Here is a 19,760-nt window from a genome sequence, read left to right on the forward strand (position 1 = left end):
GCGCGCAAGCGGCGGCAGCTGATGCCGATGGATCTGCGGTTTTGACGACGCAACACCCGCCGTGCAACCACCCGAGGCTGCACGCGTTCACCATGCGGTACCGCATGTCATCCATATGCACAAGACGCTCGCCGGACATTGCGGCATGATGCCGCCCTTCGCCGTCAGCCAGCCATTGTCGATGACTCCTTCTTGCACGCTCGTCTCCGCCCTGCAGTCGCTGCAGCAGCAGTTCATCGCCATGCCGCCGGTGCTGTCGATGGGCATTGCGGTGGATGGCTTGCACGATGGCGCGCTGCGCCTGCGTGCGCCGCTGCAGGCCAACGTCAACGACAAGGCCAATGCGTTCGGCGGCAGCCTGGCCTCGTTGATGACGCTGGCCAGCTGGGGATGGCTGACCCTGCAACTGCAACTGGCCGGCCACGAAGCCGACGTGTATGTCGCCGACAGCCAGCTGCGTTATGTCGCGCCCGTGTACGAAGACCTGGTGGCCGATGCCGAGCCCGCGGAGCTGGGTGGCTGGGATGCCTTTCTGGCGACCTTCCGGCAGCGCGGCAAGGCGCGCATCGGCATGCGTGCACAGATTGCACTCGGGTCGGGCGCGGCGGCGGCCACGTTGAGCGGGCGCTTCGTGGCGTTTCCAAAACGGTAGGATGCGGGCTGGATCAAGGGGGAAATGCGCATGCGTGCACTGATTGGGGCGCTGGTCCTGCTGGGGCTGGCGATGCTGAGCGGGGTGGCCATTGCGGGCAGCCGTGCCCAGGCGCGTGTGCTGGAAACCACCCAGGCCGCCTATGCGGCGGCGGTGCGCTGGAGCGATTTCGATGCCGCGCAGGGGTTTGTCGAACCGACCTACGCCCAGGCCCATCCGCTCAGCGACCTGGAACGCTCGCGCTATGAGCAGGTGCAGATCTCCGGCTACCGCGAGGTGCGCGTGGGCGAAGATCCCAATGGCGACCTGCGCCGGGAGGTCGAACTGCGCGTGATCAACCGCAATACCCAGGCCGAACGGCTAGTGCGCAGCATCGAGATCTGGCACTGGAACCCCGAACAGAAGCGCTGGTGGCTGGTCAGCGGCCTGCCCGATCTGTGGAAGGGTCAGTAGCCCGGCCGCTGCCCGGCTGGCCGTCGCGTGCGCCAGCTGTGCGACAATTCCCGCCCGCTCGACTGACCCTGACCCCGTGAATTTCGAAGAGCTGCAGGCCTTTGTCGGCCGCAACCCCATGTTGTCGCTGGCCCTGGTGGGCCTGACCATCGCCCTGATCGTCACCGAGGTTGCGCGCCTGTTCCGCGGGTATCGCGCACTCAAGCCGGCCGAGCTGACCCGTTTGATCAACAGCGAAGACGCGCTGGTGATCGATCTGTCGCCCACCGCCGATTTCGAAAAAGGCCATATCGCCGGCAGCCGCAACGTGGCCCTGGCCAAGTTCGACCCGGCCGGCAAGCTGCTCGCCAATGCCAAGGCATCGCCGGTGGTGGTGGTCTGCCGTAGCGGCACCACCTCTGCAGGCGCGGCCAAGACGCTGAAGAAAGCCGGCTTCGAGAAGGTGTACTGGCTCGAAGGTGGCATCGCCGCCTGGCAAATGGCCGAGTTGCCACTGATCAAGGGCCGCTGATCCGCCTTGTGCGGCAGCTCGCAAGCCCCCATTGCTTGCGTGAGATACTTGCGTTTTCACGTCTGCATCACTCAACGCTGCACCCACCGAACCGCTTCTGGAGTTAGGAATGTCCGACGAAATCCTCAACGGCGCCGCCGCGCCGGCCGACGCCGCTGCTGGCCCCGCCTTCACCATCGAAAAGATTTACGTCAAGGACGTTTCTTTCGAATCGCCGAATGCACCGGCCGTCTTCAACGACGCCAACCAGCCCGAGCTGCAGCTGAACCTGAATCAGAAGGTCCAGCGCCTCAACGATAACGCCTTCGAAGTCGTGCTGGCCGTGACCCTGACCTGCACCGCCGGCGGCAAGACCGCCTACGTGGCCGAAGTGCAGCAGGCTGGCGTGTTCGGCCTGGTCGGCCTGGAGCCGCAGGCAATCGACGTGCTGCTCGGCACCCAGTGCCCGAACATCCTGTTCCCGTATGTGCGCACCCTGGTCAGCGACCTGATCCAGGCCGGCGGCTTCCCGCCGTTCTACCTGCAGCCGATCAACTTCGAAGCCCTGTACGCCGAAACCCTGCGTCAGCGTTCGCAGGGCGAAGGCACCTCGCTGGCCGATTCCGAGCCGGCTGGAAACGCCTAAGCACTGTCTGCGCCGATGAGCGATTCGACCCGCAAGATCGCCGTTCTCGGCGCCGGTTCCTGGGGCACGGCTCTGGCCGCGCTCCTCGCCAGACACGGTCACCCGACCGTGCTCTGGGGGCGCGATGCGGCGATGGTGGAGGCCATCGACCGCACGCACGAGAACGTGCGTTACCTGCCCGGCATTCCGCTGCCGGAGACGTTACGTGCCACGACCGATCTGCAGGCCGCCGTTGCCAATGCGGACTGGATCCTGGTCGTGGTGCCGTCGCATGCATTTACCGAAACCATCCGCCTGATCGCTCCGTTGCGTCCGGCCAGCGCTGGCGTTGCCTGGGCAACCAAGGGCTTCGAACCCGGTTCCGGGCGGTTCCTGCATGAGGTGGCGCGTGACCTGCTGGGCCCCGGCGTTGCGCTGGCGGTGGTGACCGGGCCGTCGTTCGCCAAGGAAGTCACGCTCGGTTTGCCCACTGCCATCACCGTGCACGGCGACGATGCGGCGTTTGCGCAAGTCGTGGCCGATGCCATGCATGGCCCAACCTTTCGTGCCTACACTGGCGATGACATGGTCGGCGCCGAGCTCGGTGGCGCAATGAAAAACGTGCTGGCGGTGGCCACCGGCGTGGCCGATGGCATGCAGCTTGGCCTCAACGCGCGGGCCGGTTTGATCACGCGGGGCTTGAACGAGATGCTGCGTCTGGCCGCAGTGATCGGTGCGCGCCCGGAGACCCTGATGGGCCTGGCCGGGTTGGGCGATCTGGTACTCACCTGCACCGGCGATCTGTCGCGCAACCGCAGGCTTGGGTTGGCGCTGGGACGCGGACAGAGCCTGAACGATGCGATCCGCGAGATCGGCCAGGTGGTGGAATCGGTGCAGACCGCCGATGAAGTCATGCGTCAGGCCGAGCATCACGGCATCGAGTTGCCGATCTCCAACGCCGTGCGCGCGGTCCTGCATGGCGAGATCACCCCGGAAGCCGGGTTGAAGGGGCTGCTGGCCCGCGAGCGCAAGCCCGAGTACCCGCAGACCCTGTTTACCTGATCGGCGTGCAGCGGGCTTGCGCGCTGCATGGCATCAACAAAAAGCCCGGCATTGCCGGGCTTTTTGTTGGCCGACGACCGCACCCCGCAGGGCGGCTGCAGCCGGTCACGCGCATTGCCCTATCGAAGGCCATACGCGTTGCATCGGCTTGCTGCCGTTTCTGCACGCGCTTTGCGGACCGATCGCGCAAAAGAAAGAAGCCCGGTCGGGGGACCGGGCTTCCAATGCAACGCGGGAGAGAGAGTCGCGTTGCAGTCAAACGTGCGGCTTACCAGCTGAAGCGCGGGCCGACCGACCATTCCTTGTTGCCGTCGCCATCCATACGGATGTCGCCGTTGATGCCCCAGTTCTGGTTCAACTTCACCTGGGCGCCAAGGCGGCCGTAGAAGTTGTCACCGATGTCGATGCCGCGCTTCTTGGAGAAGTCTTCGTAGCCAGCCAGGGCATAGACTTCGAAGTGTTCGCCGAAGGCGTTACGCAGGCCGGCTTCCACGCTGTAGCCGTCGAAGCTGATGTTCGGGGTGTCCAGGTCCAGCTTGCGGTACGCAACGCGCGCAACGAAGTCGGTGCTGGTGGCGATCTCGTGGTTGTAGCCCACACCCACGCCCCACTGCTGGAAGTCGGAGTTGGAGCTTTCGAACACGTTGTCGTTGTCGTCGGCGTTCTGCTTGCTGTAGTCACCGAACACGTGGAAGTTCGGAGCAACGGCGTACGAAGCCTTCAGGCCCCAACCGTCTGCATCGCGACCTTCGGTCGGGGTGCGCACGTAGTCGCCTTCGACGAAGTTGTAGGAGAGGTTTTCAGCAGCGGAGGCCGCAAACGGCAGGGCTGCGAGGAGGCCGAGGGCCAGCAGTGAAGTCTTCATGATCAATACCTGTACTTATGGTTTGGGCCGGCGCTGAGGCGGATGCCGTTCGCTGCCGAGATGTAAATTCTCCGTTATTCGATGGAACGCGGCCTGAATTTTGAACTGACTGGTATATGAATCATCGCGCCTGGTTCAGCTGCGCTTTTTGGCGTGAAGGTCGCGATGCGAGTGGGTCAAACCCAAAGTGTGATCGCGGTTGTGTCCGGCGATTGTGCTGCTGGCCGCTAAACTATTTGCGCTGGAAGGGGATAGACACATGAGATGCCCATATTCCGATTGTGAGAACACATGACACAGAGCACAGACGATCTTCTTGCACGTGCAACGCAGGCCATGCTGGACGCGAAGGACGCAGAGTCGCTTGCGCTGCTTGGCACGCTGCTTGAGCAAGACCCCATGTGCGCACAAGCTCACTATCTAATGGCCGCGCAGCAGGCGCAGCTTGGAGAGCTTGGTGTTGCCGAGCAGGAATTCAGGGCGGCGTTGCAGCTGTCACCGGGGTTTGTCATGGCGCGCTTCCAGCTCGGCCAGCTGCTACTTGTCACCGCACGCAATAACGAAGCGATTCAGATGTTGACGCCATTGTCCGAATCAGTCGATGGAGCGCTCGGGGGTTATGCCAGTGCCTTGATCTCGATCGCAAACGATCACATCGAGCTTGCCATTTCGCAGCTGCAGATGGGGTTGGCTCAGGCACAGCCCGTCGTCGCACTGCAGGCAGATATGCAGCGGCTCGTGCGCACGCTGTCAGAGGGTCAAGCGACAGCGCAGACAACACAGCCCGACACTGCCGGCGCATTGCCTGGTGCATCGATGCTGTTGTCGAACTACAGCCGTTACAACTGACTATGGAATTGGGCCGGCTCTCTCCGACTGCTGCGTTGATCGCGGCGATCCGTGGCGAGACAGTGCGAGGGCGGGGTCGGGTCGCTCCAGCGTCATCGAACAACCGCAGGGCCGAAGCAGCGTCAGTGGTCAAACAGGCAAAGTCGACTGCGCAGCTGGAACGTCAGTTGATGGAGCTCGTTCGCGAGCTGCCAAGTGACGATCTGCCTGCAGTGCTCCGGGCGCGGCCGCTATTGATTCGACAAGTGCTGCTTTGGGAGTTCGGCCAGACATTCCGCGAGCATTCCGAGTGGGCCTCGATCATGCGGCGGATCGAAGCGCAGCTCGATGCGACCGATCCTGAGGGACGTGCCTTCGCCGGCTTGGTGCGTTCATTGCAGCGCAAGGCGTAGCGGAACGTGGGCAACAATGCAGCTTCCAGCTTGATCTTTTCTGAGTGGTCGCCGGATGGCGTCGTGTTTCCAATGGAAGGCGCGCATACCGGCGATCTGGTGATGGCGCTTCCGGCGATTGGCGCTGCGCTCCAGCAGGGCCCGGTGGCGGTGGTAGGCCTGCGGCCGAACTACTACCGCTCGCTACGACGATTGCCAATCCACTTTCGCTTCCACATCGATGGTGGGCGTGTGCTCAGGCCGCACTGGCGCGCGAACATGCATCCCACCGATGTCTGGCTGCAAAGCCTGTCGCAGGATGCACGGGCGGTCAGAATGGACATCCCGACCGACGATGGACCATGGGTATCGCACCTGTTGCCGGGAGGGCCATGGGTCGTGTTGAGCCCATGGGCCGACTTTGCTCCGAAGCGATGGGAGCCTGATCGCTGGCGCGCATTTGCGCAGTATGCGGCGGATAGAGGATTCCCGGTTGCGGTATTCGGCCCGCCACAGTCGCAGGCGCTGGCCGATCACATCGCCGGCGGTGCGCACGTCAATCTGGTCGGCATGGATACGCCGGAAAACTGGCCGGCGTTATTGCGACGCGCCAGTCTGGTGGTGACGGTGGACAGCGGCCCGTTGTATTTCTGCGATGCAATGAATGTCCCTGTCATCGGGCTGCATGGACGGACCCGACTCAGCGAGGCCGGCCCCTATTGGGACAACAGCTTGTGCGTGGAAGCCTACGGGATGGCGGCGGTTTCGTTCGATGCGGTCGTGGCGTCTTTCGAGCGCTGGGCTACGGGTTTCGGCGCAGCCTCATGCGTCACCGGGAGCGCGTAACGCCAGGCCTAAACTAATTTCTGCGACCCGGGATTGTAGGGAGGTAACGGCGAAAGAACGCCGACCGACAATCCATTAGGAGCAGGGGCATGGTGGCAGTGTTTACGGGCAATGGACTGGGACTGTTCGACAGTTCTCTGGCTGCCCTCGGGGCGACAACCGGCGGTACCGCCTCGCTGGGTCAAGGACGCGACCGGCAATACGTCAACGTGGCGCAAGGCAATCTTGTCCTGCAGGCCGCAGATGAGCATCTGAACTTCCGCGGTTTGTCGGTCGGGTTGAACCGGACCTACAACAGCCTGGGGCAGCTTTCCGACGTCGGTGCAGACGGCTGGCTGACCGGATTCGAGCGTAAGGTCAGTCTGTTCGGCACGCTCAATACCTCCGGTTCGCGCGCGCGCCTGCAACAAGGCGATGGCAGCACCACCGAGTTCCTGTACGACACGACCACACGCAAGTACGTGTCCACCGCAGGCGCCGGTGCGCACGACACGCTTTCCTGGGATGCCGAGTCCAAGATCTGGACCCTGACCGAGGGCAGCACGCGCCGTCAGGAAATCTTCGCCGATCATGCCGATGCGAGCTTGCAGGGACGGCTGCTGCGCATCATCGCCGGAACCACCGATGGAGGCGCCTCCGCAGCCTTTGATGTGGTGTACGACATGGATGGCCGCATCGGCGCGGTTGTGCAAGCCGACGGCACCAGCGGCAGCGATGCGCTCGTCTTCTCTTACGATGCACAGGGCCGCCTTGCATCGGTGGGGACGCGCCAGGCAGGTGTGATCGAGCACCAGATCGCCTACGAGTACGACGCCCAGGGGCGATTGACTGCCGTGGTCACCGACCTCACCCCCTGGGACGACACAGATAACGTCTGGAACACGTCGGACCGCGCGGCCAACGATGGCCACCTGTTCCGTACCGAGTACAGCTATGTCGATGCGACCAGCCTGAGGATCGCCTCGGTGCGCCAGAGCGATGGCGTGGTCACCCGTTACAGCTATCAAAGCGATGGACGTCTGGCCAGCGTCGCATATGGCGAAGGCGCGCAAGCACAGGCGTACACCCTGGCGTATGCCAGCGATCAGCGTCAGACCGATATCACCGATGCTGCGGGGCGTACCTGGAGCTATCGCTTCGACGCGTCCGGCCAATTGCTGGAAGTCCTCGCCCCGCCGGTGAGCGGCCAGCGCGACGTCACCAGCTACACCTATGATGCGGCAGGCAACCTGCTCTCGACCAGGCAGGCACGCGGCAGCGCCGTGCTCACCCAGGTCACTTACATCTACGACGCCAGCGGCAATCTGCTGCGCGAGACCAATAAGGCCGGCGAGGCCACCGTGCGCGCCTACTCGGCGCAGAACCAGCTGCTTTCCGAAACCCGCTATCTTGCCGGGACCACGAACTTCAGCACCGCCGAGCCCCCCGTCGCAGGCGCGCTACGCACGCGTTACGTCTACGACAGCCAGGATCGTCTTCGCTTCGTCGTCGATGCCGAAGGCCGTGTGAGTGCGTTGGCGTATGCGAGCAGCGGCACAGGGATCGGCCAGTTGGCAAGCACGCGCAGTTTCGTCAATGCAAGCTACGCCGGCACGACCTACACCGAAGCGGCATTGCAGGCCTGGGCTGCGCCGTTGCTGGCAGACACCTCGCTGGTCGAATACAGCTACGACCCGAATGGGCGTCTGGCACTGACGGTTGCCTTTGCGCAAGTGGACGCCGACGGTACGGGTGTACGCGATCAAGCCACGTTGACCACATTGTCCACCTACAACCGCCAGGGATTGTTGCTGCGCAAGGCCACCGTGCGCGGCACCGCGGAAGCATCGGTGCTGAGCGAGATCGTTGACTACTCCTACGATGGCATGGGCCGTCTGCTGGGCACGGTGCAGAGTCCAGGAGCGGGCGTTGGCTCGCCTGCTCCAGCAGACCCCGTAGATCCGGTAGATCCGGTAGATCCCACGGATCCAGTCGATCCGCCAATTGCCCCGCCGCCAACCCGCACAACCACATACCAGTATCTGGATAGCGTGGGACGCATTGCCATCGCGCAGACTGCTGGCGCAACGCAGATCCAGGTGCGAGACAGCGCAGGGAGGATCACGACGACGACGTTGGAAGATCACACCAGCGTGGGCGCCGCGCGCACGCAACGCTACATCTATGATGCTGCAGGCTTGCTGCGTGCATCCGAAGATGCGTTGGGTGGGCGTGTATACCAGTTCTACGATGAAAAGGGCCGGCTGGCGGCACAAGTCGATGCCACGGGCACCGTCATCGGCTATAGCTACGACGGCGCGGACCGGGTGGTCGCCACTACGACGTACGCGAATCGCGTCACGACCTCAACCTGGCTGGTGGACGGAGCAGTGGTCCCGGCCATGGTGTCGCAGATCGGGCTGCAGACAGACAGCGCCAACGACCGCGTCACCCGTCGCAGCTACGACGACGCAGGTCGGGTACTGACCGAGACCAGTGCGGTCGGTACGGTGACTCGCTATGCGTACGATGGCGCCGGGCGCCTGATCACTGCCACTATCGGTACCGGGGCCACGGCGCGGGTTACACGTAATTTCTACGATGCTTCGGGCCTGCTCACAGCGACGCTGGATGCCGAAGGCTTCCTGGTCGAACGCGGCTACGACAAGGCGGGAAGGCTGATTCGCACCATCGCCTATGCAACAGCCACAACGGCTAGCCTGCGCGCCGCCGGCACGCTGCAGCAGCTACGTCCAGCAGCCGCAGACGGGGATCAGACCACTCGCCTGTTCTATGACGGACGCGGGAATCTGGTCGGCCAGCTCGATCCGGAAGGCTACGTCACCGAGTACGTCTTTGACGAGGATGGCAATAGTCGTGCGACGTTGTCGTACTACAAGCAGGTGCCGGAGGCGTCTCGCACGGGTGACTGGGCAAGCATTCGCGGGCAGGTTGCAGCGGTAGTAGATGAAGCTGCCTATCGGCAGCAGCGTCGGCAGTTCAATGGCATGGGTCAGCTGGAGACCGAGGTCTCCACTAGTGGTCTGGTGACGCGCTACACGTACGATGCGGCGGGTCGTCTGGCGCAGGCCATCAGTGAAGACCGCCGTACAAGCGAGTGGGGATGGGAGATCGTCAAGACGCGGGAAAATAACCGCTTCTATAACGCGTTTGGTGAGTTGGTCGCTGAGCTCGATGGTGCTGGCTCCGAGAAACTGGTCGATGCGCAGTCAGAGCAAGAGCGTCAGGAGCTGATTGCCCGTTACGCAACGCATTATCAGTACGATGCGCTGGGTCGCATGATCCGCAGCACCAATCCCAACGGGGTCGCGACATGGTTTATCCATGATGCCGAAGGGCGCCTGCGCTACACCGCGCAGGGCATGTCCAGTGCGGAAGGCGTCAAGAACGCACAGGCCGAAGTCACCGAGTGGCGCTACAACGCTTTTGGTGATCAGACGGAGCAAATCCGCTATGTCGGCCGCCTGCAGTTGGCCGTGCCCGACAGCCGTCAGAGCCTCCTGGATGCACTCGGTACCCTATCTTTCACAGCCGCAACCGACGCGCGCCAACAATTTACCTACAACGCAAACGGCCAGGTCATCACGGCGACCGACACGCTCGGTGTACGCACGCTGCAGACCTACAACGTGTTTGGTCAACTGGAGCGGATCGAGCGCGCAGCAGGCACGCCACGTGGCACGGTCACGACCTACAGCTATGATCGTCGCGGTCTGCAGTTGCAGACTGTACAAGATGCTGGAGCGCGACGGCTCAACTTGACGCAAAGCGTTCGCTACGACGCCTTCGGACGCGCGGTCAGCCAGACCGATGCACGTGGTGGTATCAGTAGCTTTGCATACGACAGGAACGGCAGGCTCATCCAGACATCGCGCCAGGTAGAGGGGCGCGATGAAACCACGACCACTCGCTATGACGCGTTTGCGCGTGCATTGGAGATTACCGACGCAACCGGCAACACTGCACGCTTCAGCTACGACGATGCGGCGCTGGAAGTAAAGATGACATCCGCATTGGGTGTGGTCACCCGATCGCGTTACACCAAGTTTGGCGAGCTGCGGCAGGTGGATGGTGCCAAGCCGGCGAGTTACGACTATGACGCGAACGGGAGGCTGGTGTTCTGGAAGGATGGAGCAGTCAGCAAGAATCGTGAGTATGACGATGCTGGCAGGCTCGTTTCTACCGATGAAACGGGTCCGCGCTTTGTCTATACGTACGACGACGCTGGAAGGCAGATCGCCAGCATCGAGCCGAACTGGGGCTACAACCCGGATACGGGTTCTGACGAAATTCTGCCGGGCAGCCCTTCCACCCGTTATACATATGATGCGCTCGGGCGCCAGCTTCGCGTGGTGGATCCCAGGGGAACGATTACCGATTTCCGCTACGACCTGTCGGGTCAGCTGCTGGAATCGATAGTCGATCCGAGCGGGCTCGCAATCAAGACCACCTATGCCTGGGACGAACTCGGCCGACAGATCTCCGTCGTCGAGGCCGCAGGCACGACCGCAGCGCGGACCACTCTCTACACCTACGACACCGCCGGCAGACGCATCAGGGAGGTAGTTGACCCGACCAAGCTCGCGTTGACCACAACCTACACCTACGATGCCAACAGCAATCTCGTTGCGCGCCAGGATGCCAGCGGCAGCCTGACGCGTTACACCTATGACGACGCCAATCGTCTAAGGTTCCAGATCGATGGAGTCGGCGCTGTCACCGAACGTCATTACGATGCGGCGGGTCGCGTCGTGGCGACGAGGACATACGTTGAACCAGTCGCGCTAAGCAGCACTGCGCTTCAGGCAACAAGCGCACAGGTGCAGGCCTTGGTTGTGCGTAACGATGCGCGCGACCAACAACAGTATGTCGTCTTCAATGCCGACGGCCAGGTTTCGCTCACGATCGACGGTGCGGGTGCGACCTCTTCGTACCGGTACGATGCCAAGGGGCGCCAGGTCAAAACGACTCGGCATGTGTGGCCAATCGCACTAGATAGCACTAAGCGACTGGCCCTCGAGAGCGGTGAATCGAACATGGACAGCATCGAGGTAGAGCTGGACGGGCGCGATGCTGTCGAGTGGAAAGCCTACTACGCCAGTGGCGCTATCGCGGCGACCGTGGATGGTTCCGGCGCGGTCACCGAATTTTTCTATAATCAATCCGGACTGCTCTCGGGTCGTAGAGAATACTCCCAGAGAATAGACCTCGATCAGTACACGAGCCAAGGTGTCGATCAAATTGTACGAAACCGGCTCGACCGCGGTGAGTATGAGGCGGATGATACAAATCAAAGATATACAGAGTCGCAGCTCGGTCTGGCGAACGACCAGGATTACGGGTATCGCGAAGTCGGCTATATCCGCGACAGTGCAGGCCGGGTCATCTACGAACTGCAAACAATCAACGAGTATCGCTTCGGTTATCGGGATAGCGGCAAGCTTTCGGTGAAGGAATATGTGTACACGGCTGCAGGCGAACTGTCGTCAGAAACGATATATGGACTGGGCATCCGGGCACCGGGTGATGGCGGCAAGCCGGTTCTCGGGAATTCGTGGATCGATGTAGGGCAGCGGCTGGAAAGCGAGTTGGCCGAGCTCGGCCAGAACGAAAGCAGGCAAAGCCTGATCCGTACCCGTAACTATTACTACGACGCGGCGGGCCGGCAGCGCTTCGCGATCGACGCGAGCGGGGCAGTTACAGAGCAGAAGTACGATGCGATGGGCCGGGTTATCGACAAACGCAGCTACGGCACGCTGCTGACCAACGTACCGAACACCCTCTCCGAGGTCGAGGCCGGGGTCGCCACCGACACGAATTACCAGGGTGGCTTGTTCCGCTACGATGGCGCTGGCCGTGTGATCTCCCAGGTAGATCGATTGGGGAAGGTTGACGCCTTTGGTTATGACGGTGCGGGGCGCATGATTCGCCACCAGGACCGCAATGGGGCGGTGTGGACCTACACCTACGACGCGGCCGGCAACAGAACCGCGCAGTTCAGCCCAATCGTTACGATCGCAGCGGCCGATGCTTCCGGCGTCGTCACCAGTACGCAGCGCAGCGTCGTCACACGCTATACCTACGACGGGCAGGGCAATGTCACCTCGATGATCGAGGATGCCGATGGTGGGCGGCCTCGCGTCACGAGCTATGAGTACGACAATCGCGGCAATCAGATCCGTACCCTTTTTCCCGATGCCGGCCGCCTGGATGCGACTGGTCAACTGATTGCATCCGGCCAACGCGCAACCGTCGAAGTCACCTACGACGCGTTCGGCAACGCGATCATGCAGAAGGACGTGCGCGGCAAGTACAGCTACAAGGCCTACGATCCTGAAGGAAGGCTGGCCTATGACGTGGATGCCGAAGGCTATGTCACCAGTTACGGGTACAACGCGTTCGGCGAACAGTCGCGGCTGACGCGACACGGCTACAAGGCGAATATCCCCACCGATGGCCCCGCTGAGTATCCGGAAACGATCGATCGCTACCTGCAGTGGATGGACTCATCTGAAGATCGAACGGTTTATACGTTCTATGATCGCGCGGGCCGCAAGTCCAGTGTCGGTACGATGGTTTTGACTGTGCCAACATTGGCAAGAGCATCTGACCAGATGCAAGCAACTTACTGGGGCCAGGATCCGGTTGAACAAGACCTGGACTGGAGAGCTACCTCGCGCACGACGTTTTACTATGATGCGTTTGGAAACTTGAGGAAAGAAGCGGTTTTGCTTGACCGGGATCATTGGGGGCCTTATACCGATCTCGGTTACGGAACGTTCGCAATGACGTACCACGTCTACGATGCGAATGGTCGCGAAATCCGAAGGACGGATGCGCAGGGCTATGTCACCGCTTACGAGTACACGGCGACAGGTCAGCTCGCCAAGCAGACCGAGTATGCCTCACCGATCACGTGGGCAAATCCTGAGGACGTCAATTACATCAGTCCATCCGGTAATGATAGAAGCACGACTTACGCTTATGACGCACTGGGAAGGAAAGTCTCGGAAACGGTAACCCGTCGGGCGCAGGACAGATTTGGCGCCGAAAGTGTCGGCTCTGTGGTCAATACCTATGCTTACGACAGCGAGGGTCGCCTCACTCAGTCGCGCATCAAAGACCAGATTGTCAGTATGGCCTACGACGCACTAGGTCGTATGGTGCTAACACGAGAGGCTGTGCGCGGCGTGGTCAGTGCCGCTGCACCCGGGTTGCTGGCAAGTGGGCAATTCTCCGGGATCGACGATCCAAAGCTGTACCAAGACGTGCTTCCGACCACCACGATGCGCTATGACGCGTTCGGCAACCTGGTCGAGCAATCCAGTGGCGCCGATGGTGCAGATTGGGTCACCCAAACCTTCCGCTACGACTGGCAGGGGCGCAATGTCTGGCAGCGCGATGTGCTCGGCAACGAGCTGACGCGTACGTTCGATGCAGCCGACCGTGTTCTGGAAGAGCGGCGCAAGATCAACTATGCAACGTTCTCGCAGTCCGAGAGCGGCAAGTTCAGTTACACCTGGCAGGCGGCGGCCGAGCTGGGCGAGTGGGCATGGTTCAGCACGCGCTATAGCTACGACAACATCGGGCGCCAGCTCGGCAAACAGTCGTTCCGCGAGAGCTTCGTTAGTAACCAGAGCTTGGGCGAGGTTGTCGAGGCCAGCGAGCGCGTGGAGTACAACGCGTTCGGCGAGATTGCTGTCAAGGACATGCATACCGCCGGTGCGGAAGTGGACCAGACGATCCAATATCAGTATGACGATCATGGGAATGTCGTTTGGACCAATGCCGATGGCGTGGAGCGACGCTTCACCTACGACGCTGGAAATCGCCAGATCTCCGAGTCGCATCAGGTTGGTGGCTCCAACGGTGAGTCCTGGGATGGCTGGTATGTACAGAACTCGCTTGAGCTTGATCTCCTTGGCCGAGTGATCAAACGCACGCGTATGGCATCCGGTCAGGATGGCAACGCGGCTGATACGGTTACCCAGCACATTTACGACCGCTGGGGTAACCAGACCTGGGTCAGGGATGCCAAGGGCAATGAAACGTCGTTTGCATACAACGACGCGAATCAGCTGATCTCGCAGACGGCGCCGGAGGTCAAAGTCGTATCGGCGACTGGCGCAACGACCTACGAGCGCCCGGTAATGCGCTGGTTCTACGACGCAATGGGCCAGTTGGTGGGAACGCGGGATGCCAACGGCAACGGCCGTCGTTACACGTACGACATCCGGGGCCGGATGACCAGTGAAGAGGATGCCGCCGGCGGCATCAAGCGCTACCGTTACGACGCGCTAGGCCGCCAGACACTCACGTCCGATGCAGATGGCACTCTCACTCTAAAGCGGGTGGATGCTGCTGGGCGCGTGGTGTCCGTGTGGGCCGACAACGGCAATAGAGCCGATGGCAGCCGCAGCTGGCAGGAGATGGAACGTTACGTGCTGGACCAGGACGGCAATCGCCTGGTCAGCATCGACAGCAATGGCAAGGTGACCAAGGCCTCCTACGACAGCCAGGGCCGGATGATTCGTTCGGAAAGCGCTACCGGCGTGGTGATGGAGTACGCCTATGATCTGCGAGGCAACAAGATCCTGGAGCGTAACGCACTTTCTCGTGGTGACACGTCGGAGCCTTCTGAGGGCTGGGACTGGAAGCTAGACAGGGAAAATCAGCAGGTCTTCTTGGACGAGAAGACATGGGCCTATGACGCTTTCAATCGGGTTATCGACCATAACGATTTGAGCGGTCTGGATTACGACTACACCTATGGCCAGCAGTCCGGTCAGTTGCTTTCGGTTTCGATAAGCGACAGGCCGGGCGAGCTTTTTAGAACAGCCAGTAGTTCTGCGCAGATGGAGCAAGATCCGGAATTTCCCGGAGATCCGGGCGAACCAGAGCCAACCATTCCGACTTACGTTGAAAGTCAACGAAACTATTTCTACAACGCCGACGGCTTGGTCGTACGTGTCGATGAACCGAGTGCGCTGTACGATCCCACCACCGGTTCGCTCAGGACCAACACCACCCGTTACGAATACGATGCCAACGGCAACCGCACGCTGGAAGAAACCACCAGCTACGACGCCAACAACCAGTTGCTGCACGTCTCCACACGCACCAGTTACGACGCCCACAACCGCATCGAGCGTGTAATCCAGGACGACCTGGTGGCGCAGCGCCGTCTATTGGATGTGCGTTATTCCTATGACGCCGTGGGCAATCGCCGCCTGGTCGAAATGGGCAGCGCGTTCAACCCGGCGGGCGAGCAGCCGGCCAATGCGAGTTTCGAAGACGGCAATCGCGGCTGGACGTCGGGCGAAGGCTGGGTGATTAGCCAGCGCGGCGCTGGCGGTGCCGCAACCACCGGCACTTGGGGCGCCGAGTTCAAGGGCTCCAACAAGGGGCCGCAAAGCATCACCAACAACAAGCGGGTTGACGTCACCGCGGGTCAGACGATTACGGCCAGTGCCATGATCCAGCAAGGTGCTTCGGCCGCAGGAGCTGCCACGGCGCGCGTACTGGTGATCTGGTACGACGCTGCAGGCAACATGTTGCCAGGCGGCGAGGGCAAGTCGTGGAGTGCCGGCAACCTGATTACTGGCGGCTCAAATGGCGAATGGTTCAAGTCGCAGGTCACTACGACCGTCCCGCCCGGCGCAGTTTCCATGTCCATTGGCGGCAGCGCCAACAAGCGCGCCAACGCCAATTCGCTCTGGATGGACGATTTCCAATGGACCATTGGGCCGATTCCCAACCCGGCCCCGATCAACGCCGGCATGGAGCAGGGCAGCACCAACTGGGACCTGGGCGAAGGCTGGACGATCGGTCGGGAAGGCGCGAATGGCGATGCGTTCACCGGCACTTTCAGCGCGCAGTTCAATGGCTCCAATAGCGGCCCCAAGAGCATCACCAACCAGGAGCGCGTACCGGTTGTGCCGGGCAAGAGCGTCACTGCCAGTGTGATGGTGCAACAAGGCGCCTCCAGTGCCGGCGACGCCTCTGCGCAGGTGCTGATCGTCTGGTACGACGCCGCTGGCAACATGCTGCCGGGCGGCTTGGGCTCGTCGTGGTCGGCCGGCAATGTCGTGGACAGCGGCTCGAACGGCCGCTGGCACCAGTCCTCGGTCACCGCCACGGTGCCGCCGGGTGCGGCCTTCATGACCATCGGTGCCAGCGCGCTCAAGGGCGCCGGCGGCGATCCGTTGTGGGTCGACGACTTCCAGTGGACCTATACCCCGGTCGAACCCGGCATCAAGGAGTTGCCGGTCGACAAGGCGTACTGGTTCGAGTACGACAAGGAAAACCGCGTCACCGTCAGCAACGGTGTGCTCCAGGCCGGCAAGATCGTCATCGCCAACGACGACACCAGCTCGCTGCAGAGCTACGACAAGGACGGCAACGTCACCTTGCGCCAGTCCTACGACAACGGGGTGCTCAAGCGCCAGCAGTTGTTCTACGACGACCAGGGCCGGGTGGTGCGCATCGTGCAGACGTTGCCAGACGGCGTCACCCGCCTGCTGGAGACCAGCCGCTACGATGCGTCCGGGCGGTTGCTGGAGCGCCGCCAGTACGCCGATGACGGCTCGGCCAAGCGTATCGATGTCAGCAGCTACGATGCCGATGGCCAGCTGATCAGCCAGAGCGCCTACGGCATCCCGATGGGCGGGGTGTATCAGCCGGTGGACGAGGACGGCAACCCGCTGCCGCTGCCCGACGACGGCCTGGAAGGGCTGCAGCTGCTCAGCGTGGTCAACTACCAGGACGGCACGCCGGCCACAGGCTACGACGCGGCCGGCCGCCTGCGCGGCTACCGCTACTCGGTGGTGCGCAACGAGCAAGGCAGTGGCATGACCACGCCGGAGGGCTACACCCACACCTACCGCTACACCTACCAGGGTGCGGAGACCTACCTCACTCAACAGGTGACCGGCACCAGTACGCACCGCGATTTCAAGACCAGCAACAGCACCAGTACCTACGACGCCTGGGGCAAGCTGCTGTCGGTGCGCGAGAACACGCCGGGCGGCAAGGTCGACGACCGTCTGCGCTACTTCACGATGGATGCCGAGGGCAACATCCTGCGCCGCACCGAGGGCACGTTCGAGGGCGGCAAGTTCACCCAGGACGATGCCGAGCGCCTACGCACCGAGCAGTACGCGTTTGCCAATGGGCAATACGTGGCATCGGGCCGTTTCGACGGCAAGACCGACGTGCTGGGGCAGATGAACGCCTATGCCAGCACCGACGTGGGCACCTACAAGGTGACGGTGCAGGCCGGCGACACGCTGCGCGGCCTGGCGCAACGGCTCTACGGCAACGGCAACCTGTGGTACGTGCTGGCCGAAGCCAACGCCATCGACGACGACAGCGGCCTGGTGGCCGGTGCGACGTTGAACGTGCCCGATGTCAAGGCCAATACCAACGACGCCACGACGTTCAAGCCGTTCAATGCCAGCGAGGCGATCGGCTCGACCACGCCGTCGCTGCCGTACATCCCCAAGCCGCCGGAAAGTGGGTGCGGCACGTTGGGGATGATCATCATGGTGGTGGTGGCCATTGTGGTGACGATTTATACGGCCGGTGCGGCATCCGGACTTGTAAGCGCGGCGGCGGCCAGCGCCACGACTGCCGCAGGCGGCACGATCGGCGCAACGATGGCAACCGGTGCTGCGGCGCTTGGTGGAACATTTGGGGCCACAGCGGCCGTCGTGGGAGGTGCTGTCGGTGGCTTCGCCGGAAGTCTCGTGAGCCAAGGCGTCGGCAGTGCGATGGGCCAGACCAGCTTCAGCTGGCGCAACGTGGCGGCCAGCACAGTGGCGGCTGCAGCAACTGCAGGATTTAGCTCAATGATGAGTGGTGTTGCCAGTCCCCTGGTAGGTGCGATGGCAACGGCAGCAGTCGGCAACGTGAGTAACTACGCTGCCAACAAGCTCGTTGGCAACGAGGCCAGTTTCAGCTGGAAGAGCGTCGCTGCCAGTGCGGTCGCGGCGGGCATCACGCAGCAATTGGCGCCCACGATAGCTCGTTCCATCGGTGTCGATTCAACGCAGTATGGGCAAGCCATCGTTTCCGGCATTACTGGCGGCATTGTCAGCGCACATGTGCGCCAAGGAATCGTGGGCGGCGCAATCGACTATCAGGATGTGTTCGTCGATGCATTCGGTAATGCGGTCAATGGCGCGTTGATGCAGCGTGGTCAGGCGGCTTTAGCCGCTAGATCGCAAAGTGATCGGCCTTCGCTGTCGGCGTCGATTGGTGGTACCGCTGCGTTGACCAATCCGGACTACCGGGCCGACTGGCTTTACGGCAATGGAGCTGCAAGCAGCCCAGCAGGCGCTGGTACCGGTCTGGTGGAAATCGAGGCGATGCAACGTATGGTCCGGGAGCGCAGTGGCCTGCTGCCAACGAAGTCGGTGGATGCAGAGGGCCGGCCCGTTGGCTATTACGTTCCGGCAAATGCCGACATCGATGACGTCACCGGCAATCAGCTGATCCTCGATACCTTGGAATACAACCGTGGGTTGGCAGTACAAGGGATATCAATGCCTGTGCTGTTGCCATCGGTCAATGCACCGTACGCAGATTGGGTGTCTGCCAATCACGAATTGCAGGAATGGATCTACGGCCAAGAATCGTCAGTGCTCTCCATCACTGATCCTGCCAATGCAATCGATGCAGTGCCGTGGTCGATCAATGAAGGCATGCAGAGCACACGTGCCGATATCAAGGACTACACCCTCAATGCGCCGAATGCGGCAATGGCCGCAGTTGGTGCTGGCACGTATGCCGTAGTGAGTCTTGCAGGAACGCTGACCGAAGGTGTCACGAGTGGGATACGTCTTGCCACCAACACGCAGATGCGCAAGCAGGCGATTCTTGGTGCAGCACATGCGGTGACACACCCGGGCGAGACGATACGAGGCGCTGCCAACGGCTGGATGAACATGTCCGATGAGCAGCGGCTACTGGCCGGCGGCAGCATGCTGGTCGGCATGGCGGCACCGGTCTCGCGGTTGGGTGTGCTGGCTGAGGCCAGAGGGACCGTGGGCGGCTTGTCTTCACGGATAAATTCGTGGGAGGATTTGGGGGTTCCGAACCAACTTAATGAGCTTGACTACGTTGAGGGAGGCCGACTGGGTGGGCAGACCTACGGAGCTGATAAAATTTCACAATTAGGCTCTTACCTTGAGAAGCGTGGTATCACCCTTAAGGTTGGTGATGAATATCTGCCGCCAGGATATGCTGGTGGTTTTAGCGCCGGAGAACGGGCTCTTGTGCTTCGTAGCGATCCTACAAGCTATGAGGTATGGCATGAATTGACTCATTATCAACAGTACAAAATGCTTGGTGAAGATGTTTATTCCGCACAAACAAGAGTTATGAAGGAGCAATATGTTTTTGACAAGCTTGAGTCGATGCCTAAGCGCTGGGGGAGCTTTACCCCTGAGGAAAGATCACATGCGCGTTGGTACATTGATAAGGTTGGTGGACTATGGTAAATATAATTTCTAAAGATAAAGCTAAAGAATTGGCGATAGAGCACG

At 61.6% G+C, this 19,760-nt stretch carries 10 protein-coding genes; 9 read left to right on the plus strand and 1 reads right to left on the minus strand.

Going from position 1 to position 19,760, the window contains the following annotated elements:
• Positions 1-181: 181 nt before the first annotated feature.
• From FHY19_RS14460 to FHY19_RS14480, 5 genes are all read left to right on the plus strand, one after another.
• Positions 182-652 (plus strand): YiiD C-terminal domain-containing protein, encoded by a 471-nt coding sequence (locus FHY19_RS14460; RefSeq protein WP_055853726.1) that lies wholly within the window; start codon positions 182-184, stop codon positions 650-652.
• A gap of 30 nt (positions 653-682) precedes the next feature.
• Complete coding sequence (locus FHY19_RS14465) at positions 683-1,105, plus strand: hypothetical protein (RefSeq protein ID WP_259166861.1); 423 nt, start codon at positions 683-685, stop codon at positions 1,103-1,105.
• Between the two features lie 76 nt (positions 1,106-1,181).
• Positions 1,182-1,616 (plus strand): rhodanese-like domain-containing protein, encoded by a 435-nt coding sequence (locus tag FHY19_RS14470; RefSeq protein ID WP_104611868.1) that lies wholly within the window; start codon positions 1,182-1,184, stop codon positions 1,614-1,616.
• A gap of 109 nt (positions 1,617-1,725) precedes the next feature.
• Positions 1,726-2,241, plus strand: a complete 516-nt coding sequence (gene secB, locus FHY19_RS14475) for a protein-export chaperone SecB (protein ID WP_055853720.1) — start codon at positions 1,726-1,728, stop codon at positions 2,239-2,241.
• 15 nt (positions 2,242-2,256) lie between these two features.
• Positions 2,257-3,282, plus strand: coding sequence for an NAD(P)H-dependent glycerol-3-phosphate dehydrogenase (locus FHY19_RS14480; RefSeq protein WP_259166864.1), 1,026 nt, complete (start codon positions 2,257-2,259; stop codon positions 3,280-3,282).
• Between the two features lie 268 nt (positions 3,283-3,550).
• Here the strand turns inward: FHY19_RS14480 and FHY19_RS14485 are convergent, their stop codons facing one another.
• Positions 3,551-4,147: a diffusible signal factor-reguated Ax21 faimly virulence factor gene (locus FHY19_RS14485; protein ID WP_064507944.1), complete on the minus strand. Its 597-nt coding sequence runs from the start codon at positions 4,145-4,147 to the stop codon at positions 3,551-3,553.
• Between the two features lie 291 nt (positions 4,148-4,438).
• On the opposite strand from FHY19_RS14485, the gene FHY19_RS14490 reads away from it, so the two are divergent.
• The 4 genes from FHY19_RS14490 (at position 4,439) to FHY19_RS14505 (ending at position 19,715) form a co-directional block, all read left to right on the plus strand.
• Positions 4,439-4,996 carry a hypothetical protein gene (locus tag FHY19_RS14490; protein WP_259166865.1) on the plus strand — a complete coding sequence of 186 codons (558 nt, stop codon included), beginning with the start codon at positions 4,439-4,441 and terminating at the stop codon, positions 4,994-4,996.
• Positions 4,997-5,121: 125 nt separating this feature from the next.
• A complete protein-coding gene (locus FHY19_RS14495; protein ID WP_259166866.1) occupies positions 5,122-5,388 on the plus strand; it encodes a hypothetical protein in 267 nt (88 codons plus the stop codon).
• A gap of 30 nt (positions 5,389-5,418) precedes the next feature.
• A complete protein-coding gene (locus tag FHY19_RS14500; protein ID WP_259166867.1) occupies positions 5,419-6,213 on the plus strand; it encodes a glycosyltransferase family 9 protein in 795 nt (264 codons plus the stop codon).
• A gap of 89 nt (positions 6,214-6,302) precedes the next feature.
• Positions 6,303-19,715 (plus strand): zincin-like metallopeptidase toxin domain-containing protein, encoded by a 13,413-nt coding sequence (locus tag FHY19_RS14505; RefSeq protein WP_259166868.1) that lies wholly within the window; start codon positions 6,303-6,305, stop codon positions 19,713-19,715.
• Positions 19,716-19,760: the final 45 nt, after the last annotated feature.

Source organism: Xanthomonas sp. 4461 (assembly GCF_024806475.1).
Classification (GTDB): Bacteria; Pseudomonadota; Gammaproteobacteria; order Xanthomonadales; family Xanthomonadaceae; genus Xanthomonas; species Xanthomonas arboricola_F.

Bases quoted from the DNA above. Each gene is read 5' to 3' on its own strand.
- FHY19_RS14460 (WP_055853726.1), top strand. From the start codon at position 182: ATGACTCCTTCTTGCACGCTCGTCTCCGCCCTGCAGTCGCTGCAGCAG.
- FHY19_RS14465 (WP_259166861.1), top strand. From the start codon at position 683: ATGCGTGCACTGATTGGGGCGCTGGTCCTGCTGGGGCTGGCGATGCTG.
- secB (WP_055853720.1), top strand. From the start codon at position 1,726: ATGTCCGACGAAATCCTCAACGGCGCCGCCGCGCCGGCCGACGCCGCT.
- FHY19_RS14480 (WP_259166864.1), top strand. From the start codon at position 2,257: ATGAGCGATTCGACCCGCAAGATCGCCGTTCTCGGCGCCGGTTCCTGG.
- FHY19_RS14485 (WP_064507944.1), bottom strand. From the start codon at position 4,147: ATGAAGACTTCACTGCTGGCCCTCGGCCTCCTCGCAGCCCTGCCGTTT.
- FHY19_RS14490 (WP_259166865.1), top strand. From the start codon at position 4,439: ATGACACAGAGCACAGACGATCTTCTTGCACGTGCAACGCAGGCCATG.
- FHY19_RS14505 (WP_259166868.1), top strand. From the start codon at position 6,303: ATGGTGGCAGTGTTTACGGGCAATGGACTGGGACTGTTCGACAGTTCT.